9 protein-coding genes are annotated in these 12,817 nt (G+C 69.4%); 3 read left to right on the top strand and 6 right to left on the bottom strand.

What is annotated here, in order from left to right:
- Nucleotides 1-857 precede the first annotated feature (857 nt).
- A complete protein-coding gene (locus D8M39_RS12855) occupies nucleotides 858-2,135 on the top strand; it encodes a ParB/RepB/Spo0J family partition protein (RefSeq protein WP_232300392.1) in 1,278 nt (425 codons plus the stop codon).
- Between the two features lie 231 nt (nucleotides 2,136-2,366).
- Here the strand turns inward: D8M39_RS12855 and D8M39_RS00650 are convergent, their stop codons facing one another.
- The 6 genes from D8M39_RS00650 to D8M39_RS00625 form a co-directional block, all read right to left on the bottom strand.
- Nucleotides 2,367-3,611, bottom strand: coding sequence for a peptidoglycan-binding protein (locus D8M39_RS00650; protein ID WP_055086114.1), 1,245 nt, complete (start codon nucleotides 3,609-3,611; stop codon nucleotides 2,367-2,369).
- Nucleotides 3,612-3,764: 153 nt separating this feature from the next.
- Complete coding sequence (trxA, locus tag D8M39_RS00645; protein ID WP_055086112.1) at nucleotides 3,765-4,100, bottom strand: thioredoxin; 336 nt, start codon at nucleotides 4,098-4,100, stop codon at nucleotides 3,765-3,767.
- 59 nt (nucleotides 4,101-4,159) lie between these two features.
- Nucleotides 4,160-5,173, bottom strand: a complete 1,014-nt coding sequence (trxB, locus tag D8M39_RS00640) for a thioredoxin-disulfide reductase (protein WP_126874202.1) — start codon at nucleotides 5,171-5,173, stop codon at nucleotides 4,160-4,162.
- A gap of 283 nt (nucleotides 5,174-5,456) precedes the next feature.
- Nucleotides 5,457-7,475 carry a hypothetical protein gene (locus tag D8M39_RS00635; protein ID WP_126874180.1) on the bottom strand — a complete coding sequence of 673 codons (2,019 nt, stop codon included), beginning with the start codon at nucleotides 7,473-7,475 and terminating at the stop codon, nucleotides 5,457-5,459.
- A 66-nt stretch (nucleotides 7,476-7,541) separates the two neighbouring features.
- Nucleotides 7,542-9,197: a murein biosynthesis integral membrane protein MurJ gene (gene murJ / locus D8M39_RS00630; protein WP_126874179.1), complete on the bottom strand. Its 1,656-nt coding sequence runs from the start codon at nucleotides 9,195-9,197 to the stop codon at nucleotides 7,542-7,544.
- Nucleotides 9,198-9,264: 67 nt separating this feature from the next.
- A complete protein-coding gene (locus tag D8M39_RS00625; RefSeq protein WP_055086106.1) occupies nucleotides 9,265-9,765 on the bottom strand; it encodes an NUDIX domain-containing protein in 501 nt (166 codons plus the stop codon).
- A gap of 244 nt (nucleotides 9,766-10,009) precedes the next feature.
- On the opposite strand from D8M39_RS00625, the gene D8M39_RS00620 reads away from it, so the two are divergent.
- Together D8M39_RS00620 and D8M39_RS00615 are read left to right on the top strand one after the other, a co-directional pair.
- Complete coding sequence (locus D8M39_RS00620) at nucleotides 10,010-11,434, top strand: CCA tRNA nucleotidyltransferase (RefSeq protein ID WP_238693885.1); 1,425 nt, start codon at nucleotides 10,010-10,012, stop codon at nucleotides 11,432-11,434.
- Nucleotides 11,435-11,559: 125 nt separating this feature from the next.
- Nucleotides 11,560-12,813 (top strand): glycosyltransferase 87 family protein, encoded by a 1,254-nt coding sequence (locus D8M39_RS00615; protein ID WP_055084966.1) that lies wholly within the window; start codon nucleotides 11,560-11,562, stop codon nucleotides 12,811-12,813.
- The last annotated feature ends 4 nt before the right edge of the window (nucleotides 12,814-12,817 follow it).

Here is a 12,817-nt window from a genome sequence, read left to right as displayed (position 1 = left end):
CGGCCTCTGGCATTACCGGGTGCGTTCTCGACCTCCCCGGAATAGTCATACCCTGAGCTCTGAGCTCTGAGCTCTGAGCCCTGAGCGTGAAAACCAGGCTTCCACGTCCGCAGCACAAGGGGATGTCACGGGAAGCCGAGACGCGGCACCACGAGCGTCGAACACGGAAGTGGACGCCGATGCTCGGCCCCGCCGTTGACTACGATGGATGCAACATCACTTCATGGAGGGACATCATCGTGGCAGAACGACGCCGTGGACTGGGACGAGGACTCGGGGCCCTGATCCCCAGTGGGGTACCGACGGGCGAAGAAGCAGCCTCATCCGACGGAGGACGGACGAGTCCGGACAGCACAGTCGATGCATCCGCGGAGCGGGACGCCAAGGGCGGGGACGGTCCCCGGCCCTCATCGAAGAAGTCGAGCAAGTCTCCACAGTCCCCCGCGAGCGGTTCCGAGGGAACGACACAAAAGAAGAATGCAGCGCCCGCGAAGGCCGACGACAAGAAGACCTCGAAGACCCCCGCGAAGAAGCCGAGTGAGACTCGGCGTGACAGCTCGTTGAGCAAAGACACAGCGGGGGGAGAATCGAGGGCCACCGAAGTCTTCGAGCTGGCCGAGGCCACCGCAGTCACGGACAGCAAGGCCTCTGGGGACGGTGCTGCGCCGCAAAGGGCGGCAGGTCCCGATTCCTTACCGTCCTCGACGGCATCCAAGGGCGAGTCCAGGCTCGTGTCCGGCGCGGATCTGAAGAGCGCCAAGGGCTCCGCTACGGATGTTTCACGTGAAACATCGGCAGCAGGTAAGGCGCCGGGGACGACCAAAGAGCGGGCGAAGCCGACCCGGAAGCGTCGTGACATGGTGCAGGCCCTGCGCAGCACCACCTCGGTCAGCCGGCCCGTGGACATGTTCTTCCTGTCATCGGGGGATCACGCCGAGCCGACGGAGGTTCAGGAGCAGACCGCGTCCGGTACCGACGATGTTTCACGTGAAACATCTGCGGTGAAGGACTCGGAGGCGGATCAGACACACATGACCGCGGACCTCGAGAGCACTTCCTCGGATGCCTCACAGCCGTCGCGCTCGCCGGAAGACTCGGACGGCTCGGACAAGAGTGCGGGCTCGGGTGGGCCGACGTCGGGCGCGGCTGCTCAGCCGAAGGCGGCCGAGCGGCCCGAGGTGGCTGGCACCGACGCCGGACCTGCCGCGGCGGCAAAGAAGGGCCCGGCTGGCTCCACTGGTCCCGACGACGCGGGTGAGGGCCGGGTGGCGGAGGAGAGCTCGGCCGCGGAGGGGGATGACCTCCAGTCCGTGCCGGGCGCCCGCTTCGCCGAGATCCCCGTCAAGGACATCCACCCGAACAGGAAGCAGCCGCGTCAGGTCTTCGACGAGGATGAACTCGCCGAACTGGCCTTCTCCGTCAAGGAGCTCGGCGTGCTGCAGCCCATTGTGGTGCGGCCGAGTCGTGAAGAGGGGGAGGGCAACTACGAGCTCGTCATGGGTGAGCGACGGTGGCGAGCAGTGCAGGAAGCCGGGCTGGACGTAATCCCGGCTATCATCCGCGACACCGCGGACAACGACCTGCTACGTGATGCGCTGCTGGAGAACCTGCACCGGGCCCAGCTGAATCCGCTCGAAGAGGCAGCTGCTTATCAGCAGCTCATGGAGGAGTTCGGAGCCACGCAGGAGCAGCTGTCCGAGAGAATTGGCCGTTCGCGTCCCCAGATCTCCAACACCCTTCGCCTGCTCCGACTCCCCGCTCTCGTGCAGAGGCGCGTAGCGGCGGGGGTGCTGAGCTCAGGCCATGCCCGAGCGCTTCTGGCACTGTCGGATCCTGCGGAGATGGAGCGGCTCGCTCAGCGAATCGTCGCGGAGGGCCTTTCGGTACGTGCGACAGAGGAAGCCGTGGCCCTGGCAGACGGTCTCAAACGGCATGCCACGAAGCGCAAGGCGCCGGCGAACCGGCACGACGACCGGCTCGGGTACATCGCGGACGCGTTCTCCGACAAGCTGGACACGAGCGTCAAGATCCAGCTCGGCGCCCGGAAGGGGAAGATGACCATTGAGTTTGCGTCGGTCGAGGACCTGAACAGAATCATCGACGTGCTGGACCCCAAACTTGATCCTGAGGCCTGAGGCCTGAGGCCTGAGGCCTGAGGCCTGAGGCCTCAGGCCTCAGAGGTAGGTCTGGTGCTCGTTCGATCGACCGGGCCGGTGTCTGAGTCGATGACAATGGCGAGCTCCGCAGGCCAGTAGCTGCGAGAAGGGCCCCGATGTTTCACGTGAAACATCGGGGCCCTTCATCATGGCGCCAGCCCGCAACGAGATCGCCGCCCCACCTACCAGCGAGCGGGATCACCGGTAGGGCTAGAGTTCAGTTCGGTAGTAGTTCTGGATGTCCGCCAGACTCATGGTGCCGGTGGCCGTGGGGGAGGGCTCCGGCACGAGAACGCGCTGGAGACCGCAGAGCACGGACTCGGCCAGTCGCGCGCGGTACGAGCCCAGGCTGAGATTTTCCGCCTCGGCGTCGTTGGAGAGGTAGCCCAGATCGACCCATGCTGCGGCGGTACCGGCGCTGCGCAGTGCGCTCCACTGGCGCGCGTGGCTTCCCAGGTCCTGAGCACCGGTGCGGGACACCAGCTCACGCAGGATCTTGTCGGAGGCCAGCTGCCCGATGGGGGAGTACGGCTGACCGGATTCCGGTGCACCCCAGAAGAAGGTCGCCACGCCTTGCGCCTGCGGAGAGGCGTTCCAGTCGCACTGCAGGCGAATGACGAGGGCGTCGGGGCGCTGCCGCAGCACCTCATCGAGAGTGGCCACGACATGTCGTGGGGCTTTGGGTGTCTCGCCCTCGGCGTCACGGGTGGCGCTGCTCGCGCTGCTCTCCGCCTCGGCTTCCGTGCCCGTAATGGACGACGGAAGGCTCTCGGGGGAGGGATCGACGAGCACGGGGGCGGCTCCCACGTTGCAGAGCAGGTCGTAGCTGCGCAGGGCGACGTCGTAGCTGATGGAGTCCTGCTGGGCCGCGAAGTCCGAGGGCGCCCCCGTGGGCTCCACCTGGGAGCTGGCCCGGGAGGGGACGAGGACGACCACGCGGTCCCGCAGGGCTTCGTGCAGTGCCGCCAGGCGCTGGTGGTCTCGCAGGGAGAACGCCTTGGAGGTGGTGATCTTCTTGCTCACGCGTGCGAGGCCCGTGAGGGTCTCCAGGTCCACGACGCCGTCGCACTCCACGCCCAGGCTGCGCTGCAGCTCACGCACGGCGTAGGCGGTCTTCTGCGTGAACGTGCCATCCAGGTGGCCGTAGTAGAAACCCAACAGGGAGAGGTTGTTCTGCAGCTCCTCGACGTCGTCTCCGTGCAGCGGCTCGGCGTCGTTGAAGTACAGCGGGCGGTCGCCGAGGGTGTACTGGGCGTCGTTGAGCGCGGCTTCGGTCTCGGGCCCCACGAGACCGTCCACGATGAGTCCCTTGTGCTGCTGGAACCACCGCACCGCCCGGTCCACGCGCTCGTCGAAGAGCGCTGGATCCGCCACGTTCTCGGGCGTGATACCCGTGTCCGTGTTGCCCGCCCTGAGGAGGCGTTCCCTGAGGCCCACGACGCGTCGGTCGCTCATGCCGTGGCGGAGGATGGCTCCGGGAGTTGGGTGCTGCACGTGGATCTCCCCGTGGGTGTCGGGCCGTCCGGGTCGGACGGAGCTCGGACCTGCATCGTCTCAGAGAAAACCCGGGCCCGCTCACTCGTCCGTGGCGGGCCCGGGTGGTGTGTCCTAGGCGGAGGGGGACAGGTAGTCCCCGAACTCCTTCTCGAGGGCGGACTTGGGCTTCGCACCGATGGAGGTCTTGGCGACCTCCCCGTTCGCGAAGAGGTACACAGCGGGAATGGAGGTGATGCCGTACTGGGAGGCGATCGCGGGGTTGTCGTCCACGTTCACCTTCACCACGTCCACCTGCTCAGCGTGCTCGGCCGCGAGAGCGTCCAGCACGGGACCGAGCTGGCGGCACGGGCCGCACCACTCGGCCCAGAAGTCCACGATGGTGGGCTTGGAGTTCTCGAGCACCTCCGCCTGGAAGGTGGCGTCCGTGACGTCTTTCGCTGCACTCATGTCGGGTTCCTTTCGATGGTTCTTCCCGGGGGTCCGGGAGGCGAGGGGGTGGGACCGGATCAGCTGTCCAGGGCCGCCAGGTAGTGCTCGACGTCCACGGCGGCCACGCAGCCGGAGGCGGCCGCGGTGATGGCCTGGCGGTAGGTGGGGTCCACCACGTCGCCGGCGGCGAATACCCCCGGCAGGGACGTGGTGGAGGTGCGGCCGTCCACGGCGATGGTGCTGTCCACCGTGAGTTCCAGCTGGTCCTTCACCAGGCCCACGCGGGGATCCGAGCCGATGGCGACGAAGAGACCGGTCACGGCCAGCTCGGAGGCCTCCCCCGTGACGGTGTCCTCGAGGTCGAGGGACTCCACCTTGTTCTCCCCGTTGATGCCCGTGACCTTCGTGTTCCAGAGGATCTCGATCTTCGGGTCGTCGAGGGCGCGCTGCCGCATGATCTCCGAGGCCCGGAACTCGTCCCGGCGGTGGATCAGGGTGACCTTGTCCGCGAACTTGGTGAGGAAGGTGGCCTCCTCGATCGCGGAGTCCCCGCCGCCGATCACGGCGATGTTCTGGCCCTTGAAGAAGAAGCCGTCGCACGTGGCGCACCACGAGACGCCGTGGCCGGAGAGCCTGTCCTCGTCCGGCAGGCCGAGCTTGCGGTACTCGGAGCCCGTGGAGATGATCACGGCGCGGGCGCGCAGCACGGTGCCGTCCTCCACCGTGACGGTCTTGATCTCACCCTCCAGCTCCACGGACACCACGTCCTCGTAGCGGATGTCCGCGCCGAAGCGCTCGGCCTGCTGCTGCATGTTGCCCATGAGGTCCGGGCCCATGATGCCGTCGATGAACCCCGGGTAGTTCTCCACCTCGGTGGTGTTCATCAGCTCACCGCCGGCGGTCACCGACCCGGCGAGCACCACGGGGTTGAGGTTGGCGCGCGCGGTGTAGATCGCCGCGGTGTAGCCCGCGGGACCGGAACCCACGATGACGACGTCGTGCACGGCGTCGTCGTCCGAGGCCGCTGCCGCCGCGGCGGGCGCGGTCTGCGCAGAGGCGCCGAGGTCGAGGTTCACGGCGCTGGAGAACATGCCGGACTGATTGCTCACTGGTATGACAGCCTTTCCATGGATCACCGCGTCTGCGGAGGTGGACTACACGTCAGAACGTGGGGAGCACGCTCAGATATTCCGGGCCCGTTCCGGGCCGCGCGGCGGGTGCTCGCGGCCTCTGGGGCCGGGGGACCGGGGCCCCGACGAGGGGCACGGACCGGGACGGCGGACGCAGCCGGACCGCGCCACAGCGACCGCACCGCTGCCACCGTGCTGCCGAATCACCGCACATCAGCTCTCCGCGCGCCGGCTCGCCGCTCCATCACCTCACCGCAAGCTCACCGATGCGCAGGCCGTACTGGTAGCCGCCGATCGGGCTCGTGAGCTGCGGCAGCTGGTCCCACACGACCAGCACGTACTCGTGGGGCTTGGTGCGCGCCGCGTCCGAGAGGGGCACGCGGATCTCCGGGCCGGTGAACGAGCCGGAGCCCACCTTCTCGGCACCGTCCAGCGAGGGGCTGTCCGAGACGTACACCGTGAACTGCCCACCCGAGCCGTTGGCCTGCTGCACCGTGATCTCCTGGACCGGCGCGGGTTCCTCCAGCTGCGCGGCCAGCCCCACGTACTGCACCAGGCTGCCGAACTGGGCGTTCGAGAAGCCGTAGCTGAGCCAGTAGGTGGCGGGGTTGCCGTCCGTGGCCTGGTTGAGGGTCGCGTCCGTGTCGGACATGAAGTTCGGGTCCGCGGTCACGCGCGTGACGCCGGCAATCTCCGGTGTCGCGTTCGAGCTCGGGGACGACGACACCGCGGGGCCGCCTGGCTCCCCCGGCGCCGCGTTCTGCTGCGCGGGCCCCTCCTGCGAGAACTGGCTCGTCAGCGATCCCAGGCTGCGGAAGCACAGGACGATGACCGCGACCAGGGCCAGGACGAGCAGCAGCAGGAGCAGCCACCGCAGCGGACCCTTCCTCCGGTCCTCGGCGGTGTCCACGGGCTCGTCGCCGTCACCCGCGCCCGCGCCCTCGTGCTCGGGGTCTGTCTCGGTGCTGCCGGTCGCACCGGCCGCCGTCGCCGCAGAGGCTCCGGCGCGGAGGTTCTCAGGGCGGGCGCTCTCGGGACGGAAGGTCTCGGGATGCTGGGTGCGTGCACCGTCCGCGGCGGCTGCGCCCGTCGGGGCAGCGGCCTCCTCGGCTCCGTCACCCCGGCGGGCGCCGGCAGCAGCATCCCCCAGCGCAGCGCCACCTGCTGCGGCAGCTCCAGCGGCGACACCGGCCGCCGCTGCACCGCCCCCGGCGGAAGCCCCGCCCCGGGATCCCGCGGCAACCGCGGCGGCGTCACGGGAGGGGGAGCCCCCGCGTGTGGGCGAGCCTTCACGGGCCGGGGAGTTCCCGTCACGCGAGGAGCTCGCCGCGGGCCCGGTGTCGACAGTCTGAGCCGCGTCCTCCACGGGGCCTGCGCCGGCGGTGTCAGGGGACGGGGAGCCCTCGTGCACGGAAGCGCCATCCCGGTTCGGGGAGTTCCCGTCACGCGTGGAACTCGCCGCGCGTCCGTGGTCGGCAACCGCGGCGGCGTCGTCCGCGGGGCCTGCCCCGCCGGCGTCCCGCTCGTTACCACGGGGCGCGGACGAGCGCTCGTCGAGGCGCCCCGGTTTGCCCTCGGTGCGGGCGTAGCTCTCGTAGCGGTTGTCGCCGTCGTAGGTGGGGTCGATCTCCCCCGCGGCGGCGGACGCACCCGCGGTTCCGGCGCGGGATGCCTCGCGGTCGAACATCGTGGAGCGCACAGCACCGGGGCGGACCTTGCGGCGCATGCCCAGACGGTTGCGCACGGAGGGGGCTGCGGGGGCGTCGTCGTAGTCGTCGTAGTCGGAGGGGTCCCAGCGGGTCACGGCCGGCTGTGAGGCGCTGCCCGCGTCCGGCGCGGCGACGACCTGTTGCGGCTGCGTGGGGTCCGGCTCCTCGTAGATGTAGGAGGAGGATGCCGCGGTGCGGGAGCCGCCGAAGATGTCGTCCGAGAGCGAGTCGTCCTCGGAGTCGTCGTGGTGGGTCAGCAGCGCGTCCAGGAGGTCGTCCGCGGGGTAGTAGGAGGTCACCAGGTAGGTGGAGTCCTCCGTCTGCCCCATGTCCAGGACCTGGAACCCGCTGTGCCCCGCTCCGCCGGCGAGGGAGCGTGCCCGGTCCACGACGAAGGACTCGTGCCCGGTGGAGGGGACGAGGATCGAGACCCTGCGCCGCAGGATCTGGTCTTCGCCCTGCAGGACGTGGTCCCCCTCGGGGGAGCTGGTCAGGGAGGCTACGACCTTGTAGCGGCCCCCCAGGACGGTTCCGAGCGCAATGGGCTGGGACACGATGGCTCCCTACTGGGTCGGGCGCCGCGGCGGTCCCACGGACGCGAGAGGGTTCTTGGGGGCAGTCTAGCGGCCCAGCTTGGCCCTCAACGGGGCCAGCAGGGCGGTGAACTCCTGCACGCGGAACACCTTCAGGGCCACCGCGTAGGCAACGGCCATGACCGTGCCGCCCACCGCGAGGGTGATGATCGCCCACGCCTGGTCGTGCCACGGCAGGCCGTCCGTGCGGTACCCGCCGAGCCACCAGAGCATCCCCGCTCCCGCGACACCCGCGACGAGGGCCGCCGCGAGGATCCTGGCGTGGCTGCCGACGATGCGCGAGAGGCCGTAGTCCCCGATCCGGCGGGTGAGGGCCACGTGGTAGATCACCGTGGCGAGGATGTTCTGCACCGCGTAGCAGATGGCAATGGCGTAGACCATGTGCTCGGGACGGAATGCATGCCCGATGACCACAGCGCACAGCACCGTGAACACCGAGACCGCCAGCTGCACCATGAACGGCGTCCTGGCGTCCTCCTGGGCATAGAATGCCCGTCCGAGCATAAACGCGGTGGACATGAACGGCGCACCGATGGCGATGAGCGTGATGACCTGCCCGATCACGGCACCGGCGGCCGGGGCGTCGCCCGAGAACAGCATGCCCAGGGGTCCGGCGTAGACGATCAGCGCGATCATGCAGAACACAGTGGCCACACCGGTCACGCGCAGGCTCGAGGACAGCGAGCGCACGAGCGAGTCGCGGTCACCCCTGTCCGCCGCGGCGGCCATGCTGTTGAACAGCACGGTGGCGATGGACAGCCCGATCACTCCGTGCGGCAGCGCGTAGAGCATGGTGGCCTGGTCCAGGACGGCCGTGCCCGCGATCGGAACGGGGGCACCCGGGCCGGGGGCGACGTCGGGCCTGGCGCCGGTGGGGATGGCGGCGGTGCGGTACAGGGCCATGAACGCGAGGTTTGCCACGAGGCCCGTGGCCAGCGTCCAGCCGCCCAGCTTCCCGGCGGCGGCCAGGCCGATGCCGCGCCAGCCGAAGCGGGGGCGGATCTTCAGACCCAGTCGGGCCAGGGGCCAGAACAGGATCAGGGCCTGCGCGGCCACGCCGACCGTGGCCATCACCACGAGCCAGAAGGTCTGCCCCGGGGTCCAGTTCTCCACCGTGTGGTGCTCCAGGCGGAAGGGGTGGAACTGGCGGATGAACACCAGCAGAGAGGCGATGGCGATCAGGTTGTTGAGCACCGGGGCCCACATGTACGCGCCGAACGCCCCCTTGGCGTTGAGCACCTGCCCCACCACGGTGTAGAGCCCGTAGAAGAAGATCTGGGGGAACGTGATGAGCGCGAACGTGGTGCCCATGGCCAGCTGGGCGTCCGTCCACCCGGGGCCCATCAGCCGCATGATCGGACCCACGCACACCACCACCGCGGTGGTGATCACCAGCAGCGCGATGACGGCCAGGGTGATCAGCCGGGAGATGTAGTCCGCACCCTCGTCCTCGGCCTTGGACGCCTTGATGATCTGGGGGACCAGCACGGCGTTGAACACACCGCCGGCGATCAGCACGTAGATCAGGTTGGGCAGGGTGTTGGCCAGCTGGAAGACGTCCGCCATGGTGGTGGCGGAGCCGATGGCCACGGTGATGAGGAAGGTCTTCACGAACCCCAGGACGCGGGAGACCAGTGTCCCCGAGGCCATCACGGCGCTGGCGCGCGCCCCGGACTTCTGCATGGAACAAGGCCTCCTGCGCAAGGGGTGGGGACCGTGTGCGGCGCACGACGGTTCGAGCGGGACCGCCCTACAGCTGGTGGATGATGTATTCCCTGGCGATGTCTGCGATCCGCCGTTCGTTGGGGAAGGACAGCTTCCGGCCGAGGTCGTCGATCCCGGACCACGCTACATCCACGGCCTCGTGGTCGGGATCGTTCTCGGTGGTCAGGTAGCCGCCGGTGGCCTCCAGCAGAAAGTGGTGGACGGTCTTGTGCACGCGGTGCCCTGCGACCGTGAACCAGTAGTCGATGCTGCCCAGGGGAGAGAGCACCCGGCCCTCGATCCCGGTCTCCTCCTCGATCTCCCGCACGGCGGCCTGCTGGTTGGTCTCCTCACCCTCGGGATGACCCTTGGGAAGGCACCACTCGAGGCGTCCGCCGCGGTTGATGCGGGCGATGATGGCCACGGGGTGAGTGGGGTCGGACAGGTTGACCACGATCCCACCGGCCGAGACCTCTTCCACCGTGGGCAGCGCAGAGACCGGTTGGTTCGGTCGCCTCTTGGGCGCGCTGGGTACGGGGAAAGCCATGGCCCCTACCTTAGCCACTTTCGCATGGCACTCCCTGATGGGCCAGGGGTGCCCAGGGGGCTGGGGTGGGGACGCTCACCGGGGACGACGCCGCTCGGGGCCTCCGCGCTCCCCTCGCCTCCGTGGGCCCAGGGTCCGCCGCCCCGCCCCGCTTCTCACAGCGCGCCCGGCACTGCGTGTGCGTCCCGCGTGCGCTCCGTCGCACGGTGGTCCGCGGCCCGGTGATGCGATAATGGCTCTCATCATGACGCAGCTGCCGGACACCTCCTCACTCCACCCCGTCTCGCGCGAGCTGGGGCGCCTCTTCGACCGGGCGGGCCACGAGCTCTCCCTGGTGGGCGGTCCCGTGCGGGACCTGCTGCTGGGCAGGGACGCCCTGGACCTGGACTTCACCACTGACGCGAGCCCGGACCAGACGCTGGCGATCATCCGAGACTGGGCGGACGCCCACTGGGAGATTGGCCGGGAGTTCGGGACCATCGGCATGCGCAAGGCCGGGATGCAGCTGGAGGTCACCACCTACCGCGCGGAGGACTACGACCCGGACTCGCGCAAGCCCACGGTGGCCTTCGGGGACGACCTCACGGAGGACCTGCGCCGCCGGGACTTCACGGTCAACGCCATGGCCCTGCGTCTGCCGGACATGGAGCTCGTGGACCCGTTCGGCGGCGTCAAGGACCTGGCCGCGGGGGTGCTGCGGACGCCCGGCACCCCGGAGGACTCCTTCACGGACGACCCCCTGCGCATGATGCGCGCCGCACGGTTCACGTCCCAGCTGGGCCTGGACGTGGTGGAGCCCGTGCGGGAGGCCATGACGGCGATGGCGCCGCGGCTGGAGATCGTCTCGGCGGAGCGCGTGCGCGAGGAGCTCGTGAAGCTGATCTGCGGCGCCCAGCCGCGCCGCGGCGTCGAGCTGATGGTGGAGACGGGGCTCGCGGAGATCGTGCTGCCCGAGGTGCCCGCCCTGCAGCTCGAGACGGACGCGGCGCACCACCACAAGGATGTCTACCAGCACTCCCTCACGGTCATGGAACAGGCCGCGGAGAAGGAGACGGGCCCGGACGGCCCCGTTCCCGCCCCGGACTTCGCGCTGCGCTTCGCGGCCCTGATGCACGACGTCGGCAAGCCGGCCACCCGGCGCTTCGAGCCCTCCGGGGCGGTCAGCTTCCTCCATCACGAGGTGGTGGGCGCCAAGATCACACGCCGGCGGATGAAGGCCCTGCGCTTCGACAACGAGACCATCAAGCGCGTCACACGCCTCGTGGAGCTGCACATGCGCTTCTACGGATACGGCGAGGCGGGCTGGACCGACTCCGCGGTGCGCCGCTACGTGCGCGACGCCGGGGACGAGCTTGAACGGCTGCACCGGCTCACCCGCTCGGACGTCACCACCCGCAACAGGCGCAAGGCCGCCCGGCTCGCCGCGCACTACGACGAGCTCGAGCGGCGCATCGACCAGCTCGCCGAGCAGGAGCAGCTCGAGGCCGTGCGCCCCGAGCTGGACGGGCAGCAGATCATGGCGGTCCTGGGCGTGCCACCCGGGCCCGTGGTGGGCCGTGCCTACAAGTTCCTGCTGGAGATGCGCCTGGACGAGGGCGCCGTGGGGGAGGACGTCGCACGTGAGCGGCTCCTGGCCTGGGCGCGCGAGAAGGGCATCGTCGGCTCCTGACGGCGCGTGCGCGGCGTCGTCGTCGCAGGAGGTGGCGGCACTGCGTTCACGCGCCGCGGCGTGTGGATCACCCGCCCTCGTGGAACACTTGGGGCCAAACGTCGTCACGGCCGAGGAGTACCCGCATGAGCCTGGAAGGTGCGCGCAACAGGTCCGGAGGAAATGCCGGTCTGGTGCTGCTGGGCCTCGGCCTCTACACGGTCATGATGGCCTACCTGCTGCGCATCCCCTGCCGTGTGCCGGACTGGCACATGGCCGAGCAGGTTCCCCAGCTGTGCGCCACCGTGATCGGCACGGGGGACCTGGGCGTGCACTCCACGGACGTGGCCAACGGGTTCTTCACCGGTGGACCCACCGGAGACCAGCCGGTGCTCGTGGGCATGATCACCACCATCATCGGGTGGTTCGCCTCCAACCTCTCCTCCCTCATGGGCCTGGACGTGGGGCAGGGCTTCTACCTGGACCTCTCCCTGGTGCTGCTCGCCCTGGTGTGGCTCGCGATCGTGGCCGTGGTCTCCTCGCTCAGCGGCAACCGCCGCACGGACGCGCTGGTCATGGCGCTCGCACCGGTGATCGTGCTCGTGGGCTTCCAGAGCTGGGACCTGTGGGCCGTGCTGTTCATGATGCTCGCGCTGCTCGGCTACGTGCGCGGGAACCCGGCGCTCGCCGGGATCATGGTGGGCTTCGGCGCCTCCGTGGCGTTCTTCCCCGTGGTGGTGCTGGTGGCGATCCTCATCATGGCCGCGCGCCACCGCTTCCTGAAGGACATCGTCTCCGCCCTGCTCTGCGCGGTCATCGCGTGGGCGCTGATCAACGGCACCTACATGATCACCTCGTGGGACCGGTGGCGGGCCCAGTTCGCGGACATGGTGCGCTCGGACACGGAGCGCTCCTCCCTGTGGAACGTGTGGACCTCCGTGGTGGAGCCCCGCACCGGGACGAGCCTGGGCGACGGCGGCCAGTACGTGCTGCTGAGCATGGTCCTGGGCCTCGTGTTCGTCCTGCTCGTGGCGCTGCTGAGCAAGCGCGAGCCGTCCGTGGTGCAGGTCACCTTCCTGCTGCTCGCCCTCTACATCCTGCTGGCCAAGGAGTACTCGCTCAACTACGTGGTCTGGCTCGTGCCCCTCGTGATCCTGTGCCGACGCAACTGGATCGAGTTCGGCCTGTGGCAGGTGGTGGAGATGCTCTACTGGGCCACCGTGGTGCTGCCCTCCTCCGCGTGGCCCACCCTGCCGTGGATCGAGGAGTTCGGCTGGAGCGCCCAGGACCTGCTGGCCGTGGTGCGCTACCTGTTCCTGATCTACCTGGTGGTGGCCGTGGTGGTGGACATGTTCCGCGGGCGCAAGGCGGCGGCGCTGGGCGCCTCGGCCGTGCAGTAGGGCG

This window comes from Kocuria sp. HSID17590 (genome assembly GCF_003989485.1).
Classification (GTDB): Bacteria; Actinomycetota; Actinomycetes; order Actinomycetales; family Micrococcaceae; genus Kocuria; species Kocuria salsicia.
Note: the sequence above shows the minus strand (reverse complement) of the source record. Positions and strands in the feature narration are given on the sequence as shown.